The sequence below is a fragment of the Amycolatopsis sp. NBC_01488 genome, assembly GCF_036227105.1.
In the GTDB taxonomy this organism is placed as follows: domain Bacteria; phylum Actinomycetota; class Actinomycetes; order Mycobacteriales; family Pseudonocardiaceae; genus Amycolatopsis.
The window spans coordinates 2747893-2763620 of the sequence record NZ_CP109434.1 but is presented as its reverse complement, the minus strand read 5'-3'; the positions used below and the strand labels follow the sequence as shown (position 1 = coordinate 2763620).

At 70.5% G+C, this 15728-nt stretch carries 16 protein-coding genes; 11 read left to right on the top strand and 5 right to left on the bottom strand.

What is annotated here, in order from left to right; genetic code table 11:
* Positions 1 to 31: 31 nt before the first annotated feature.
* On the bottom strand, positions 32 to 994 hold the full coding sequence (locus OG738_RS13345) for a Gfo/Idh/MocA family protein (protein ID WP_329054017.1): 963 nt from the start codon (positions 992 to 994) through the stop codon (positions 32 to 34).
* A gap of 60 nt (positions 995 to 1054) precedes the next feature.
* Between OG738_RS13345 and dusB the strand changes: the two genes are divergently transcribed.
* Together dusB and OG738_RS13335 are read left to right on the top strand one after the other, a co-directional pair.
* Positions 1055 to 2194 (top strand): tRNA dihydrouridine synthase DusB, encoded by a 1140-nt coding sequence (gene dusB, locus OG738_RS13340; RefSeq protein ID WP_329054014.1) that lies wholly within the window; start codon positions 1055 to 1057, stop codon positions 2192 to 2194.
* Between the two features lie 145 nt (positions 2195 to 2339).
* Positions 2340 to 2999, top strand: coding sequence for a VC0807 family protein (locus OG738_RS13335; RefSeq protein ID WP_329054012.1), 660 nt, complete (start codon positions 2340 to 2342; stop codon positions 2997 to 2999).
* A gap of 2 nt (positions 3000 to 3001) precedes the next feature.
* Here OG738_RS13335 and OG738_RS13330 read toward each other — a convergent pair whose 3' ends face one another.
* Positions 3002 to 3499: a DUF2199 domain-containing protein gene (locus OG738_RS13330; RefSeq protein ID WP_329054011.1), complete on the bottom strand. Its 498-nt coding sequence runs from the start codon at positions 3497 to 3499 to the stop codon at positions 3002 to 3004.
* 84 nt (positions 3500 to 3583) lie between these two features.
* On the opposite strand from OG738_RS13330, the gene OG738_RS13325 reads away from it, so the two are divergent.
* The 9 genes from OG738_RS13325 to phoU all read left to right on the top strand — a co-directional run bounded on the left by OG738_RS13325 (position 3584) and on the right by phoU (position 12880).
* Positions 3584 to 4282 (top strand): GntR family transcriptional regulator, encoded by a 699-nt coding sequence (locus OG738_RS13325; RefSeq protein ID WP_329054009.1) that lies wholly within the window; start codon positions 3584 to 3586, stop codon positions 4280 to 4282.
* Positions 4279 to 5298, top strand: a complete 1020-nt coding sequence (locus OG738_RS13320) for an ADP-ribosylglycohydrolase family protein (RefSeq protein WP_329054007.1) — start codon at positions 4279 to 4281, stop codon at positions 5296 to 5298. Before OG738_RS13325 ends, OG738_RS13320 begins: the two co-directional genes overlap by 4 nt.
* Positions 5299 to 5311: 13 nt before the next feature.
* Positions 5312 to 6751: a purine-cytosine permease family protein gene (locus OG738_RS13315; RefSeq protein WP_329054006.1), complete on the top strand. Its 1440-nt coding sequence runs from the start codon at positions 5312 to 5314 to the stop codon at positions 6749 to 6751.
* Entirely contained in the window at positions 6748 to 7275 is a 528-nt protein-coding gene (locus OG738_RS13310; RefSeq protein WP_329054004.1) for a cysteine hydrolase family protein, read from the top strand. Before OG738_RS13315 ends, OG738_RS13310 begins: the two co-directional genes overlap by 4 nt.
* A gap of 37 nt (positions 7276 to 7312) precedes the next feature.
* Positions 7313 to 8146: an alpha/beta fold hydrolase gene (locus OG738_RS13305; RefSeq protein WP_329054002.1), complete on the top strand. Its 834-nt coding sequence runs from the start codon at positions 7313 to 7315 to the stop codon at positions 8144 to 8146.
* An 86-nt stretch (positions 8147 to 8232) separates the two neighbouring features.
* The gene (gene idi / locus OG738_RS13300) at positions 8233 to 8796 is read left to right on the top strand and encodes an isopentenyl-diphosphate Delta-isomerase (RefSeq protein ID WP_329054001.1); all 564 of its coding nucleotides are present in this window, start codon (positions 8233 to 8235) and stop codon (positions 8794 to 8796) included.
* 120 nt (positions 8797 to 8916) lie between these two features.
* Positions 8917 to 9606 carry a GGDEF domain-containing protein gene (locus OG738_RS13295; RefSeq protein ID WP_329053999.1) on the top strand — a complete coding sequence of 230 codons (690 nt, stop codon included), beginning with the start codon at positions 8917 to 8919 and terminating at the stop codon, positions 9604 to 9606.
* 1052 nt (positions 9607 to 10658) lie between these two features.
* The gene (locus OG738_RS13290) at positions 10659 to 12131 is read left to right on the top strand and encodes an LCP family protein (RefSeq protein WP_329056693.1); all 1473 of its coding nucleotides are present in this window, start codon (positions 10659 to 10661) and stop codon (positions 12129 to 12131) included.
* Between the two features lie 83 nt (positions 12132 to 12214).
* Complete coding sequence (gene phoU / locus OG738_RS13285; protein WP_329053998.1) at positions 12215 to 12880, top strand: phosphate signaling complex protein PhoU; 666 nt, start codon at positions 12215 to 12217, stop codon at positions 12878 to 12880.
* 79 nt (positions 12881 to 12959) lie between these two features.
* Here phoU and pstB read toward each other — a convergent pair whose 3' ends face one another.
* Genes pstB through pstC form a run of 3 tightly spaced genes read right to left on the bottom strand, consistent with a single transcriptional unit; the run spans position 12960 to position 15587 of the window.
* Positions 12960 to 13736, bottom strand: a complete 777-nt coding sequence (pstB, locus tag OG738_RS13280; protein ID WP_329053996.1) for a phosphate ABC transporter ATP-binding protein PstB — start codon at positions 13734 to 13736, stop codon at positions 12960 to 12962.
* Positions 13737 to 13746: 10 nt separating this feature from the next.
* Positions 13747 to 14664, bottom strand: a complete 918-nt coding sequence (gene pstA / locus OG738_RS13275; RefSeq protein WP_329053995.1) for a phosphate ABC transporter permease PstA — start codon at positions 14662 to 14664, stop codon at positions 13747 to 13749.
* A 2-nt stretch (positions 14665 to 14666) separates the two neighbouring features.
* Positions 14667 to 15587 (bottom strand): phosphate ABC transporter permease subunit PstC, encoded by a 921-nt coding sequence (gene pstC, locus OG738_RS13270; RefSeq protein ID WP_329056692.1) that lies wholly within the window; start codon positions 15585 to 15587, stop codon positions 14667 to 14669.
* Positions 15588 to 15728: the final 141 nt, after the last annotated feature.

The following is a 15728-nucleotide window of genomic DNA, read 5'->3' as shown; positions in this document are numbered from 1 at the left end:
CCCACCAGGGGCCACCGGCGGATCCGTAGCACTACTCAACCGCGCTGAGTACCTGGTCCATGGTCGTCATGATCGAGACGGTCTCGTCGAGCGGCATGAGCGGGCTCTCGGTCTCGCCGGCGGCCAGCAACCGCGCCACCTCGTCGGCTTGATGCCGCAGGCCACGGCCCTCGTCGACGTACTCGAAGCGGCTCCGCTCGCCGTCGCGCGGGATGAGCGTGAAGGACGCGGGTGCGTAGAACGGCCCGTCGATCTCGATCCGCGCGTCCGTGCCGACGATCGACGCGGTGGTCGGCGAAACCGCGCTCAACGTGCAGGTCAGCACGGCCTGCGCGCCGCTCGCGTAGCCGAACAGCATCGACGTCTGCGCGTCGACGCCGGTGAACGAGGGAGTCGCCATCGCGACGACGCGCTCGGGCGTGCCGAGGACCATCGACGCGAACGAAACCGGGTAGATCCCCAGGTCGAGCAGGGCGCCCCCGCCGAGTCCGGGTGCGAACAGCCGGAAGGCGGGGTCTTCGGCGAACCACTGGCCGTGGTCGGCGGCGACGGTGACGACGTCGCCGAGGCTCGGCAGCAGCTCGCGGACGTGCCGGATGTGCGGCAGGAAGCGCGTCCACATCGCTTCCATGAGGAAGAGGTTTCGGTCCCTCGCCAGCGCGACGAGGTCGCGGGCTTCGGCGGCGTTCATCGTGAACGGCTTCTCGACCAGCACGGGCTTGCCTGCCTCGAGCGCGAGCCGCGCGTTGCCGTGGTGCAGGGGATGCGGCGTGGCGACGTAGACGACGTCGACGTCCGGATCGTTCGCGAGGGCTTCGTAACTGCCGTGCCGGGTAGGGACGCCTCGCGGCTCGGCGAAGGCAGCGGCGCTTTCGGCCGTCCGCGACCCGACCGCGGCGACGACGCCGGACCCGGTCAGCTTCAGGTCTTCGGCGAAGGCACGGGCGATGCCGCCGGTCCCCATGATTCCCCAGCGCAGGGGCTTCTCGGTCATGTCCGAACCCTACGGTCGTTCGGCTGCCCCTGGTCGACGTGATCGACACCACAGGCGACAATGGAGGACGTGACCGCCACCTTGAGCAAGCCCGCCCTGAAGATCGGCCCCTACCAGGTCGATCCGCCAGTGGTGCTCGCTCCGATGGCCGGCATCACCAACGTCGCCTTCCGGCAGCTGTGCGCCGAGTACGGCGCCGGTATCTACGTGTGCGAGATGATCACCGCGCGGGCCGTCGTCGAACGGCACCCCGGGACCATGCACATGATGACCTTCGGGGCGAACGAAAAGCCTCGGTCCATGCAGCTTTACGGCGTCGACCCGAAGACCATGGCCGAAGCCGTCCGGATCATCGTCGGGGAGGGGCTCGCCGACCACGTCGACTCCAACTTCGGCTGCCCGGTCGCGAAGGTGACGCGCAAGGGTGGCGGAGCGGCGCTGCCGTTCAAGCGGAAGCTGTTCGAGGCGATCGTCCGGGAGTCCGCGAAGGCCGCCGGGGACGTGCCGTTCACGGTCAAGTTCCGCATCGGCATCGACGACGACCACCGCACCTACCTCGACGCCGGCCGCATCGCCGAAGCCGAGGGCGCGGCCGCGGTCAGCCTGCACGCGCGCACCGCCGCGCAGCGCTACTCCGGCCAGGCCGACTGGACGAAGATCGCGGCGCTGAAGGAGGCCGTGACCAGCATCCCCGTGCTCGGCAACGGCGACATCTTCAGCGCCGCCGACGCCCTGCGCATGGTCGCCGAGACCGGTTGCGACGGCGTGGTCGTCGGCCGCGGCTGCCTGGGCCGGCCGTGGCTGTTCGGCGAGCTGGAGGCCGCGTTCGCGGGCCGCCCGCTGCCGACCCCGCCCAACCTGGGGGAAGTTTCGCGCGTCCTGCGCCGGCACGCCGAGCTGCTCATCCAGCACGATGGCGAGACCAAGGCCCTGCGCGACCTGCGCAAGCACATGGCCTGGTACTTCATGAACTTCCCGGTCGGTTCGGAACTGCGGCGCGGCTTCGCGATGGTGTCCAGCCTGACCGAACTCGACGACCTCATCGGCCGCCTCGACCACGACGCCCCGTTCCCCGCCAACGCCGACGGCCCCCGCGGACGCCAGGGCTCGCCGGGCAAGGTCACACTGCCGCACGGCTGGCTGGACGACCCGGACGACGACTGCGTCCCCGAGGCGGAAGACATGCACTCGGGCGGCTGAGCTGCAGGCCGATCGTGAACGCAGGAATGTCGCCATACCCGCACGACGACCCGGCCGTGCCGAACGTGAGGTCGTGACATCTGTCATCCCCTGATCGTGGCGGATCGCATCTCCGCGGAACCCCGTACCGCGCCAAGCTTTTCGCATGACGAATGACAACGCACCCGCCGCTCCGCTCAAGACCCTCGGCATCGAAATCGCGGTCCCGCTCGGCGTCTACTACGGACTCCACTCGCTCGGCGCGAGCGACTTCACCGCGCTCGCCCTCTCCGGGGTCTTCCCGCTGGCCCGGACCCTTTACCAGTTCGCCAAGAACCGCACCGTCAACGGCCTCGCGCTCGTGGTCCTCGTGACCAACGTCGCCGGGATGCTGCTGACCTTCGTCTCCGGCGACGCGCGCATGATGATCGCCAAGGACTCGATCGGGAGCGGGATCACCGGGCTCGTCATCCTGGTCTCCGCGTTCACCGCGCAGCCGATCATGACGAAGGCCCTGCGCCCGTTCCTCACCCACGGCAAGGCCGACCACGAAGCCGCCTGGGAACGCCTGCAGGGCAACCGAAGGTTCGCCACCGTCCTGCGGCGCAGCAGCATCATCTGGGGTGTCGGGTTCGTGCTCGAAAGCGCTGCTCGCGTCGTCGGCGCCTGCACCCTGCCCGTCTCGACCATGGTCTGGCTGAGCACCGTCCTCTTCGTGGGCTCGTTCGCGGTGATCATGCTGGTCGCCGGGGCGGTGGCGAAGGAAGCCGGCGAGCTGGTGGCCCGCGAGGCCGGAGCCGGCGTCCAGCAGCTCGTCGCCGCCTGACGTCAGCGGGGCCGCGCGCGGAGGAACTCGGCGTGCGGCCAGGTTCCGGTGAGGATCCGCTTGAACGCCTCGTCCGCGCTGTCGGTCACCCGGGCCAGCGTCCGCTCTTCGGAGGCGACCGCGGTGATCCGCGAGTAGTACGTGTCCGGGAACGGCGGGACGTGGTTGAGCAGCGTCCCGTCGAAGGTGCACCCGATCCACGCGGCACCACCGTCACGGGCGGCGCTGTTGACCCGGTTCGCGTCCTCGCCGTCCAGCCCCAGCCAGACACCGAGCGTCGCGGTGTGCCCCGAATCCAGGTGGATCGGCAGGATGACCCGGATGGCCGCCCCGAAGCCGTCGGCGACGAGGAACGCGTCCGAATGGAACCGCAGCGCCTTCTTGCGCTCGCGCTTGGCGAGCACGGCGAGCAGATCGGGCCAGACGTAGTTCCACGCCAGGTGACCGGGATCGAGCTTCTTACCGCAGCAGTAACAGCTCGGCTCAGCCCTGGTTCGCATCCTCACCAGCGGACCTTATCCGGCGGCGAGCACGACCACCGCCGATTTCCGCGCTTGACCAGGACGAACGCAGCGTGTACAGGTATGTACATGTACAGCAAGCGGCAGCAGCTCGTCGGCGACCTCTCCGACCTGATCCGCTCGGGTCGCCTCGCGCACGGCGAGCGTCTCCCGGGTGAGAACCAGCTCGCCGAGCAGTACCAGGTCAGCCGCGGCACCGTCCGCAGCGCCCTCTCCGAGCTCCAGCAGCTCGAACTGATCTCCACCCAGGCCGGCGTCGGGTCGTTCGTCACCTTCGACGGCGTCCAGCTCGACCAGCGGCTCGGCTGGGCCCGCGCCCTCGCCGACGCCGGCGCGCCCGTCACCACGCAGCTCCTCGGCATCGAGACCGTCGAAGACCGGGCCCTCGAAGAGGAGTTCGGCGAGAAGACCTACGTCGCCGTCAAGCGGCTGCGGCGGGAGCACGACCGCGGCGTCTCGCTCGAAACCGCCACCGTCTCCGCCGCCGGTCCGCTCGCCGAGCTCCCCGAGACCGGCCTGCGGGACGGCTCCCTCACCAAGACCCTCGAAGCCGCCGGGCGGATCTCCGTCGGTGGCGACCAGTGGATCAGCACCGAACGCCTCGACGCCCACACCGCCGGGCTCCTCGGCCGCAGCATCGGCGAGCTCTTCCTCCGGGCCGAACGCACTTCGGTCGACGTCGAAGGCCGGCTCGTCGAGCGGGTCGTCAGCCTGCTGGACCCGGACCGGTTCCAGTTCCACCTCACCTTCGGACACCGGTGAACGCGCGGGACCGGGCGGTCGGCGCGTTCACCGGGCTCGCCGTCGGCGACGCGCTCGGCATGCCGACGCAGTCCATGTCCCGCGCCGCGATCGCCGCCGCCTACGGGCCGGTCACCGGCCTGCTCACCGCCGTCGCCGAGCAGCCGGTCGCGCCCTCGATGCCCGCCGGGTCGGTCACCGACGACACCGAGCAGGCCGTCCTGCTGGCCCGCCTCCTCATCGACGGCCGCGGCACCGTCGAGCCGCACGTCTTCGCCGACGCCCTGCTCATCTGGGAGGCGGACATGGTTCGCCGTGGCTCGGCGGACCTGCTCGGACCGTCGACGAAACGCGCGCTTTCCCTGCTGCAGGACGGCGTCCCGGCCGAAGAGGCCGGCCGGACCGGGACGACCAACGGTGCCGCCATGCGCGTCACGCCGGTCGGCATCGCGACGCCCGCCGAAGATCTCCACCGGCTGGTCGACGCCGTCGTCGCGACCGCGCGCGTCACGCACAACACCAGCCTCGGCATCGCGTCGGCCGCCGCGGTCGCGGCCGCCGTCTCCGCCGGGGTCGACGGCGCGAGCCTGCCCGAAGCGCTCGACGCCGGCGAGCGCGCGGCCGTCGTCGGCGGGGAGCGCGGGCACTGGGCGCCCGGCGGCGAGATCGCGGCCCGGATCCACTGGGCCCGCGGCTGGGTGCGGGGCATGAAGCCGGACGCCGTCGCCGACGCGGTCGCCCGGGTGATCGGGACGTCGGTCGCGTCGCAGGAGTCCGTCGTGGCCGCGTTCGCGCTGGCCGAGGCCATGGGCGACGACCCGCCGGCGGCGTTGCGCCTGGCCGCCGGGCTGGGCGGCGACACCGACACCGTCGCGGCGATCTGCGGCGCGATGCTCGGTGCCGCGCACGGCGTCGACGCCTTCCGCCCCGACGTCGTCGAGACCGTGCTATCGGTGAACCGGCTCGAATTCGGGCCGCTGGTCGACGAACTGCTCGCGCTGAGACGACGGACCGGGCAGAGTCGGAGCACCTACTGACCAGGGACGGGCCATGACCGAAACGGGCAGCCGGAAGCTCCAGGTGGAGACCAACGGCCTCGACGTGATCGACGACGCCGAGCGCCGCGGCCGCCCGCGGCAGCTGTTCTGGCCGTGGTTCGGCGCGAACGTGTCGGTCTTGGGGCTGAGCTACGGCTCGTTCACGCTCGGCTTCGGCATCTCGTTCTGGCAGGCGCTGGTCGCCGGTGTCGTCGGCATCCTGTTCTCGTTCCTGCTCTGCGGGTTCATCGCGATCGCGGGCAAACGCGGGTCGGCGCCGACGATGCTGCTCTCGCGCGCGGCGTTCGGGGTCCGGGGCAACCGGCTGCCGTCGGCGATCTCGTGGCTGCTCACGGTCGGCTGGGAAACCGTGCTGGCCGCGCTGGCGACGCTCGCGACGTCGACCGTGTTCGAACGCCTCGGCTGGGGCGGCGGGACGCCGACGAAGGTGATCGCGCTGGTCGTGGTCGCCGCGCTGACCGTCGTGGCCGGGGTGCTCGGCTTCGACGCGATCATGAAGCTGCAGACGTGGATCACCTGGATCACCGGCGTCCTGACGATCGTCTACGTCGTGCTGGTCGCCGGGGACGTGCACTGGGACACCGTCCGCGCGCTGCCGGCCGGCTCGGCGCAGCAGTGGGTCGGCGCGCTGGTGTTCCTGATGACCGGCTTCGGCCTCGGCTGGGTCAACGCGGCCGCGGACTACTCGCGCTACCTGCCGCGCTCGTCGTCGAGCCGCGGCGTGGTCGGCTGGACGACGTTCGGCGCGTCGGTGGCACCCCTGGTGCTGCTGGTGTTCGGGCTGCTGCTGGCCGGCTCGTCGCCCGACCTGAGCAAGGCCATCGCGGCCGACCCGATCGGCGCGCTCACGACCGTGCTGCCGCTGTGGTTCCTGGTGCCGTTCGCGATCGTCGCGGTGCTCGGCCTGGTCGGCGGCGCGGTGCTGGACATCTATTCGTCCGGGCTGGCGCTGCTGTCGGCCGGGCTGCGCGTGCGGCGGCCGGTGGCGGCGCTCCTGGACGGCGTGATCATGGTGCTCGGCACGGTCTACATCGTGTTCTTCGGCGGCGAGTTCCTCGGCCAGTTCCAGGGTTTCCTGGTGACGCTGGGCGTGCCGGTGGCGGCGTGGTGCGGCGTGATGCTCGCGGACGTCCTGCTGCGCCGGCGCGACTACGCCGAGCCGGACCTGTTCGACCCGGCCGGCCGCTACGGCGACGTCCGGGTCGGGCCGATCGCGCTGGTGCTGCTCGCGACGGCGCTCGGCTGGGGCCTGGTGACGAACACGTCCGCGGACTGGCTGAAGTGGCAGGGCTACCTGCTCGAGCCGGTCGGCCTCGGCGGCCGCGACGGCTCGTGGGCGTTCGCGAACCTCGGCGTCCTGGTGGCGCTGGCGCTCGGTTTCGCCGTCACTTTGCTCACGCGGCAACGCATCCGCGCGCAGGAGGCGGCGTGAGGTCGATCCTGGCGGTCATCGACCTGCAGAACGTCTTCGCCACCCCGGCGAGCGAGTGGTTCACCCCGCGCTTCGCCGAGGTGCTCCCGCCGATCCACCGCTTGGTGGACGCGTTCGGCGACGACGTCGTGTTCACGCGGTTCATCGCGCCGGCGCGCCCGGAAGGGGCTTGGAAGCAGTACTACGAGCAGTGGCCGTTCGCGTTGCGTCCGCCGGACGCGCCGCTGTACCAGGTGATCTCCGAGTTCGAGCCGAAGTCCACAGTGGACGCGACCACGTTCGGCAAGTGGACCCCCCGCCTGGCGACGCGCGTGGGCGGCGCCCGGCTGGTACTGGCGGGAGTGTCGACGGACTGCTGCGTGCTGTCGACAGCGCTGGCGGCGGCGGACGCGGGCGTGTCGGTGACGGTGGTGTCCGACGCGTGCGCGGGCGTGGACGACGAGAGCCACGCGAAGGCGCTGGACATCATGCGGCTTTACGAGCCGTTGGTGAAGGTCGCCACGACGGACGAGGTGCTGGGCTGACACCGGACGTTCAACCGGGCGAAGTAGATTCGGGCTCGTGATCGACCACATCAGCATCCCCACCGAGGCCGGTTCCTTCGACGCCATCGCCGCCGGGCCCGAAGACGGGCGGCCCGTGCTGCTGCTGCACGGCTTTCCCGAAGCCGCCGTCGAGTGGGAGCACCAGGTCGCCACGCTGGGGGTGCTCGGGTACCGGGCCGTCGCGCCGGATCAGCGGGGCTACTCGCCCGATGTCCGGCCGGAACAGGCGACCGACTACTCGATCGACCACCTCGTCGAGGACGTCGTCGCCATCACCGAACAGCTGGGGTGGCCGAAGTTCGACCTCGTCGGGCACGACTGGGGTGGCGCCGTCGCGTGGTGGACCGCCGACGCGCACCCCGAACGCCTGCGCAGCCTCACCGTCGTCTCGACGCCGCACCCCGCCGCGCTCGCCGATGCCATGAAGAACGACGAGGACCAGCACCTGCGGACGCGCTACATGACCGAGTGGCGGCAGACCCGCGTCACCGAGCGCCGGATGCTGGAGAACGACGCCCGCGCGCTGCGGAAGATGTTCGAGCGGCGCATCCCGCCGTCGAAGATCGACGACTACGTCGGACGGCTCACCGAGCCGGGCGCGCTCACCGCGGCGCTCAACTGGTACCGCGCGGGCCGGCCGGGTGGGAAGATCGGCAAGATCTCCGTGCCGACGCTGTACGTCTGGAGCACCGAGGACGTCTCGTTCGGTTCGACCGCCGCCCTCGACACCGCGAACTGGGTCACCGGGCCGTACCGGTTCGAAATGCTCGAAGACGTCACGCACTGGGTGCCGGAAGAGGCGCCGGAAGCCGTGACGTCGCTCATCGTCGAGCACCTCGACGCGCGGTAGCGGCCCGTCACCCGGCCGGGCGGACCGCCGGTAACCCACCCGGCTCGCGGTACGAGGCGGTCCGGCCGGTCGTGTTCACTGGGGCCGTGGATACCGCGACCGAACCCGAGACCGAGCAGGTCGTCTTCGTCACCGAGGACGGCGTGCCCACCGGCGAAACCGGCCCGAAGCTGGCCAGCCACCACGAGCACACCCGGTTGCACCTGGCCTTCTCCTGCTACGTCCTGCGCCGCAGCGACAACGCGCTGCTGATCACCCAGCGCGCGCTCCACAAGAAGGTCTGGCCGGGGGTCTGGACCAATAGCGTCTGCGGTCACCCCGCGCCCGGCGAAGCCCTCGAAGACGCCGTCCGCCGGCGCGCGGCCTACGAGATCGGGCTGCCGTCGCTGTCCGGGCTGCACTGCGTGCTGCCGAGCTACCGCTACCGGACGCCGCCGTTCCAGGGGATCGTCGAGAACGAGTTCTGCCCGGTCTTCGCCGCCTGGGCCGACGCCGAGCCCGAGCCGAACCCGGCCGAGGTCGGCGACTGGCGCTGGGTGAGCTGGACCGACTACCAAGAGCTACTGGTCGACGAAACGGCCAATGTGAGTTACTGGGCCAAGGACCAGTTCCCTCAGCTCAAGGGCATCGAGCCGTTCGCCGCGCTCTGACGGTACCGCTCCGGAGAGTCACCGTCGTAGTCCCGTTTGAGCGAAATTCACCTTCGCCCACGCCCACGTCTCAAGCGCGGCCTCCACTGCGACGACAACCAATGCGTGGTGGAGGTGGGCATGGTCGCCGGGGACGAAGGCGTGCTGCGCCGGAGCCCGCAGCCGCCGGACCTGCTGCGCCTGCACGAGGCCGTCGCGACCCTCTTCGCCACCCAGGGCGACTGGCGCCGCGCCTACCAGCACCTCCGCTCCGCGCTGGACATCGCGCGCGACGGCAGCCTGCGTGACGCGCTGACGTCGAGCTTCAACCGCCGGTACCTCGACGAGCGCTTGTACGGACCGTTCACCGATCGGACGGCCGCCCGGCCGCGGCCGGCGCTGGGCATCGCGCTCGTCGATCTCGACCGCTTCAAGCGCGTGAACGACACGTACGGTCACCTCGTCGGCGACCGCGTCCTCCGCCGGGTGGCGGACCTGCTCCAGGAGGAGCTGCCGCCGGAGGGCTTCTGCGCCCGGTACGGCGGCGAGGAGTTCGTGCTGTGGCTGCCGGGCGTCGACGCCGGGCACGCGGTCCGCATCGTCGACGCGGCACGCCTGCGCGTCGCCCGTCACCCCTGGTCAGAACTCCAGCCGGGACTGCACGTGACCATCAGCGCCGGGCTCGCCCACGAGGGGCCGGACGCCCCGACGCCGCCCGAGCGCCAGCTGCGCAGCGCGGACGATCTGCTTTACGCGGCCAAACGGGCCGGGCGGAACAAAGTCGCCTATCACGACGCACAAAGCACGCAGTTAATAACCCACTCTGAGTAACGTAAACCCCGCCTTACCCCGGAAAGCTGCGGGCAGCCTTCACCCGTTTGTCGACGGTGAGCGGCCGTTCGTCGACTCAAGGTGAAGAAAATTCCGGGAGGGTGTCGTCACGAACGGGGGATATCCGTACGATAACGAAAACCTCCGGGGGAACGATCACCTCTCGCGGGGGAAGACGGCCAAGTCACGAACCCGCCTTCGATCGCGCGAAAGGAGACCGAGTGCCGGACGAGCACGACAGCCCGGGAACCGGTCGCCGTTCGGACGGTCCCGCGCGGCCCCGGACCGGCCGACGCCGGTCGATGGAGGACCAGGGCGGGATCAGCGTCTCCGACGTCGTCGCCAAGTCCACCGGCGTCCGCCCCCTCCCGAGCCGCGAGGACCGTCCCGAGCAGCCAGGACGCCGGGCGCGGGCCGCCGAACCGCCTGCTCAGCCGGCTCCGGCGCGGAGCGCGCAGCCGCCGCGCTCGCGGGCACCGCAGCCGCCCGCCGAGAACCCAGTACCCACGGACGCCACGCATCAACCGCGCCCGCCGCGACCGCGTCAGCCGCGCCGCACGACGGCGGCTTCGCCGCTGCCCGAGGCACCGCTCCAGCGTCGCCCGCCGGCCCCGAACCCGGGCCAGCAGCAGACATCGGCCGCCGCCCAGCCGCCCCGGCGGTTGCGCCGCCCCGCGGCTACCCCGGACGGCGCAGCCCAGCGCCCCGCGGCCGACGACGGCACGCCCCGCCGCCCGGACAGCGCCCGTCAGCGCCCCACGGCCGACGACAGCGCGCCCCGACGGCGTCCCGTGGCCGCTCCCGACGGCGCCGTGCCCCAGCGCCCGGCCACCGACCCGCCTCGACGCCCCGCGGCCGTCCCCGACAATGCCGCACCTCGCCGTCCCGCGGCCGAGGCCGTGGCGCCCCCGGAGGCGCCCGCACGCAAGCGGCCCACCGCGGAATCGCCGGCGGCCAAGCGCCCCGAGGCCCCCGCGCCGAACCGGTCCGCGGCCGACGCACCGGCTCCGCAGCGCCCGGCTCCCGAGCCTCCGAAGCGGCGTCCGGGCGCGGTGCCCGCCCGGGCCGAGCTGGACCCGCTGACCATGACCGACGAGATGGAAGCGATCGACGAGGCGACGCAGTACCGCCGCAAGATCGACCACACCCTCGCCCGGTTCTCGGCCGCGCACGACGAGATGGAGGCCGAGGAGGCGAAGCGGCGCGAACGCCGTGAGCGCCTCTCGCCGACTTCGCTGATCGAGAGCACGCGTACGGCGCTTCAGCGCGTCGTCACGCAAGCGCCTTCGCCCGAAGAAGACGACGACGCCGAGAAGGCCGCGCAGACCCGGCTCCAGGAGAAGAAGGCCCGGAAGATCGAGCGCTCGGTCCGGTTCGGCCGGATCGCCGCGGCCGTCGTCGCCGGTCTCGTGTTCCTCGGCATCGGCGGCGCGTGGGGCGCCCAGACGTACTTCGACGCCAAGTTCACGCAGGTCTCCGCGCTCGACGAGAACTCGTCCGACATCCAGGACGCCGACGCGCAGGCCAACGACGAGAACTTCCTCATGGTCGGCTCGGACTCCCGCGACGGCGCGTCGGCCGAAGAGGGCGTCGGCACCGCGGACAGCACGCCGGGCGCGCGCTCGGACACCGTGATGGTCGCGCACATCCCGGCCGACCGGAAACGGGTCGTCGTCACGTCGTTCCCGCGCGACCTCGAGATCGACCGGCCCGAGTGCCAGCGCTGGGACCCCGCGCAGAGCAAGAACACCGACGAGAAGGTCCCCGAGCAGAAGATCGCGAAGCTCAACACCGCCTACGCGGTCGGCGGCCCGTCGTGCGTGACCAAGGTGATCCAGCAGCTCACCGGCCTGCGGATCAACCACTTCGTCGGCATCGACTTCAACGGCTTCAAGGAGATGGTCGACGCGGTGCACGGCGTCACCGTCCACAACGAGATCCCGATCGACGACACCGTCCTCGGCAAGGTGCTGCTGCAGACCGGCGACGTGACGATCTCCGGTGACCAGGCGCTGAACTTCGTCCGCGCGCGGCACGTCAAGGGCGACCCGACGTCGGACTACGGCCGCATCAAGCGGCAGCAGGAGTTCATCGGCGCGCTGCTGAAGAAGGTCATGTCGTCGGACGTCGTGCTGGACCCCGGCAAGCTGAGCGGCTTCATCACGGCGTTCGCGAAGGCCACCTTCGGCGACAACCTCGGCGTCAAGCAGATGATGACGCTGGCGCAGTCGATGAAGGGCCTCGACCAGTCGAAGATCTCGTTCCTGACCGTGCCGACGACCGGAATGGCCAACAGCCGCGGCAACGAGGTGCTCGTCCGCAGCAAGGCGAAGGCCCTCTTCGACGCGCTGCGCAGCAACGCCCCGCTGCCGGACCCGAACGCGCCGGTCCCGGCGGCCGAGCAGACGCCGCCGGCCGGCACCGGCACGTCGAAGTCGTCCTCGTCGTCGTCGTCGTCGAAGACGACCACCAAGACGACCACCAGCAAGACGTCGACCAGCAAGAAGACCGGCACCACGGGCTGATCCACGAGGATCGTTAGTCCGGGTTCACGTGCGGTTCACCCGGCGATGCGGTGTTTGGTCACGGTTGGCCGTAGGGTTGGGCCATGCGTGAGGCTTACCATGTCGAACTCGAACAGCTCGCCGACAACCTGGCCGGGATGTCGGTCCAGGTCGCCGACGCCATGGAGCGCGCCACGCGGGCGCTGCTGGAGGTCGACCTCGGTCTCGCCGAGCAGGTGATCAGCGACGACGCGAAGGTCGACGACGCCCGCGCGCTGTGCGAGGAGCAGGCGTACGCCCTGCTGGCCCTGCAGGCGCCGGTGGCGACCGATCTGCGCACGGTGCTGGCGGCGATCCACGCCGCGGAAAGCCTGGAGCGGATGGGCGACCTGGCACTGCACGTGGCGAAGGCCGCCCGGCGCCGTCACCCCGACCCGGTGCTGCCCGAGGCGGTGCGCCCGTACTTCGCCGAGATGGGCGAGGTCGCGGTCAAGCTGGCCCGGTCGACCGAAAAGGTCATCAAGTCGAAGGACGTCGAGGCGGCGAAGAGCCTGGAGTCCGACGACGACCAGGTGGACGACATCCACCGCCACCTGTTCACCGTCCTGATGGACCGCGAGTGGCCGCACGGCGTGGCCGCGGCGGTCGACGTGACGCTGCTGGGCCGCTTCTACGAGCGCTACGCCGACCACGCGGTGTCGGTCGCGAAGCGGATGATCTTCGTGGTGACCGGCAAGATGCCGGGCTACGGCTCCGACGACGACATCTGAGTCCTGGTACGAGAAAAGCCCCCGACCGGTGTCGGGGGCTTTCTTCGTCGATCCACAAAGGACACAGGAGCGGGACCACTCAGCCGAAACGCCCGGAGATGTAGTCTTCCGTGGCCTTCTCGTCCGGGTTGGAGAAGATCTTCTCCGTGTCGTTGAGCTCCACCAGCCGGCCCGGCTGGCCGACGCCGGCCAGGTTGAAGAACGCCGTCTGGTCGGACACGCGCGCCGCCTGCTGCATGTTGTGCGTGACGATGACGATCGTGTAGTCCTTCTTCAGCTCGCCGATCAGGTCCTCGATCGCCAGCGTGGAGATCGGGTCCAGGGCCGAGCACGGCTCGTCCATCAGCAGGACGTCCGGCTGGACCGCGATCGCGCGGGCGATGCACAGCCGCTGCTGCTGACCGCCCGACAGGCCGCCGCCCGGCTTGTTGAGGCGGTCCTTGACCTCGTTCCACAGGTTCGCGCCGCGCAGGGCGCGCTCGGCGATGTCGTCGAGGGTCTTCTTGCCCTTGGTGCCGCCCAGCCTCAGGCCCGCGACGACGTTGTCCTTGATGGACATCGTCGGGAACGGGTTGGGGCGCTGGAACACCATGCCGATCGTGCGGCGCACCTGGACCGGGTCGACGGCCGAGGCGTAGATGTTCTCGCCGTCCAGCAGGACGTCGCCCTCGACGCGGGCGCCGGGGATGACCTCGTGCATGCGGTTCAGCGTGCGCAGCACCGTCGACTTGCCACACCCCGACGGGCCGATGAACGCGGTGACGTTGCGCGGCGGCACCGAGAGGGTGACGCCGTCCACGGCGTGGAACTTGCCGTAGTAGATGTCCACGTCCTTGACGTCGATTCGCTTGGCCATGGCTGACAGCTCACTTCTTCTTCGGGGCGACAAGGCGCGCGAACACGGTGGCGAGGAGGTTGATCAGGGCGATGATGAGCACCAGGGTCAGCGCCGCGCCCCAGATCCGGTCGAAGCCGACCGAGCCCGGGTCCATCGGGTTGCTGACGCGTTCGTTGTTCATCAGCAGCGGCAACGCCGCCTGCTCGCCGCTGAAGATGTCCCAGTGCGTGTAGGCCGAGTAGCCGACGAGCACCAGCAGCGGCGCGGTCTCGCCCATCACGCGGGCCAGCGCCATCATGATGCCGCCGACGATGCCGGACAGGGCCGTCGGCAGGACGATCTTCATGATCGTCTTCCACTTCGGCACGCCCAGCGCGTACGACGCCTCGCGCAGGTCGTCCGGGACGATCCGCAGCATCTCCTCCGACGAGCGGACGACCACCGGGATCATCAGCAGCACCAAGGCGAGCGACACGGCGAACCCGCTGCGCGGCAGGCCGAGCGAGGTGACCCACAGCGCGTAGATGAACAGCGCGGCCACGATCGACGGGACGCCGGAGAGGATGTCGACCATGAACGTGGTGGCCTTGGCGAGCTTGCCGCGGCCGTACTCGACGAGGTAGATCGCGACGAGCATGCCGATCGGCACCGCGATGATCGCGCAGACGAGGCCCTGCAGCAGGCTGCCGATGATGGCGTGAAGCACGCCGCCGCCGACCTCGTCGGACAGGACGTCACCGAAGTCCTGGGTCCACCAGTTGCTGTACGGGATGCGCTTGATGCCGTTCGCGACGACCGTGTACAGCACCCACACCAGCGGGACGACGGCGATCAGGAACGAGAGCCAGACCAGCGTGGTCGCGAGGCCGTTCTTGACCTTGCGGGCCAGGCTGACCTGCTGGAACGCCGGCGTGGTCGCGGGCGCTTCGAGCGTGGAGGCGGTCATGGTCAGTCCACCTTCTTCCCGATGACCGAACGCGCGGCGAAGTTGACGAGGAACGTGAGCACGAACAGCACGAGACCGGCCGCGATGTACGCGCCGGCCGAGGTCTCGTTGTTGAACTCGCTGTAGTTCGCGGCGATCTTCGACGCGAACGTCGACCCGCCGTCGAAGAGGCTCCAGTCGAAGTTCTTGCCCTGGGGGATGAGCAGGATGACCGCCAGCGCGATCGTCTCGCCGAGCGCCCGGCCGAGGCCGAGCATCGACGCGCCGACGTAGCCAGCCTTGCCGAACGGCAGCACGGTCGTGCGGATGACCTCCCAGCGCGTGGCGCCCAGCGCCAGCGCGCCTTCGATGTGCGGGGTCGGCGTCCGCTCGAACACCTCGCGGGAGAGCGACGTGATGATCGGCAGGATCATCACGGCCAGCACGATGCCGGCGGTGAAGATCGTGCCGCGCACGCTCGGCGAGACGTTGCCGGGCGCCAGCAGCGGGAACCACGAGAACGTGTCGTTGATCCACTGCGAGAACGGCTCGATCGCCGGGGCGAACACGAGGATGCCCCAGAGGCCGAAGATGATCGAGGGGACCGCGGCGAGCAGGTCGATGACGTAGGCGAACGGGCGCGAGAGGCGGGCGGGCGCGTACTGCGTCAGGAACAGCGCGATGCCCAGGGAAATCGGCATCGCGATGACCAGCGCCACGAGCGACGTCGCCACCGTGACCTCGAGCAGGTCGAGGATGCCGAACGACATGTTCGCCGGGTCGTTGGTCGACCAGCCGTGGTTGGTGAGGAAGTTGGCCTTGTTGGCCTGCAGCGCCGGAATCGCCTGGATGAGCAGGAAGATCCCGATCAGGCCGATCAGGGCGACGACGAAGATCCCGGCCCCGGTGGTCAGGTTCTGGAAGATGCGGTCACCGGGTCGCACCTTCTTCGGTTTCTCGCTCGCGGGCGGCTGCGGCGCCGCCGAGGAGCCTGGTTGCTCCGAAATCGGGACCTCCGGGGGCGTCGTGGCGGACGACGAACGCCCACCGGGGTCGCCGGTGGGCGTTCGCGTCGAGGATGACTC

Bases quoted from the DNA above. Each gene is read 5' to 3' on its own strand.
- OG738_RS13325 (WP_329054009.1), top strand. From the start codon at position 3,584: ATGTACATGTACAGCAAGCGGCAGCAGCTCGTCGGCGACCTCTCCGAC.
- pstB (WP_329053996.1), bottom strand. From the start codon at position 13,736: ATGGCCAAGCGAATCGACGTCAAGGACGTGGACATCTACTACGGCAAG.
- pstA (WP_329053995.1), bottom strand. From the start codon at position 14,664: ATGACCGCCTCCACGCTCGAAGCGCCCGCGACCACGCCGGCGTTCCAG.
- OG738_RS13335 (WP_329054012.1), top strand. From the start codon at position 2,340: ATGACGAATGACAACGCACCCGCCGCTCCGCTCAAGACCCTCGGCATC.
- OG738_RS13295 (WP_329053999.1), top strand. From the start codon at position 8,917: ATGGTCGCCGGGGACGAAGGCGTGCTGCGCCGGAGCCCGCAGCCGCCG.
- dusB (WP_329054014.1), top strand. From the start codon at position 1,055: ATGGAGGACGTGACCGCCACCTTGAGCAAGCCCGCCCTGAAGATCGGC.
- OG738_RS13315 (WP_329054006.1), top strand. From the start codon at position 5,312: ATGACCGAAACGGGCAGCCGGAAGCTCCAGGTGGAGACCAACGGCCTC.
- OG738_RS13345 (WP_329054017.1), bottom strand. From the start codon at position 994: ATGACCGAGAAGCCCCTGCGCTGGGGAATCATGGGGACCGGCGGCATC.
- phoU (WP_329053998.1), top strand. From the start codon at position 12,215: ATGCGTGAGGCTTACCATGTCGAACTCGAACAGCTCGCCGACAACCTG.
- OG738_RS13330 (WP_329054011.1), bottom strand. From the start codon at position 3,499: ATGCGAACCAGGGCTGAGCCGAGCTGTTACTGCTGCGGTAAGAAGCTC.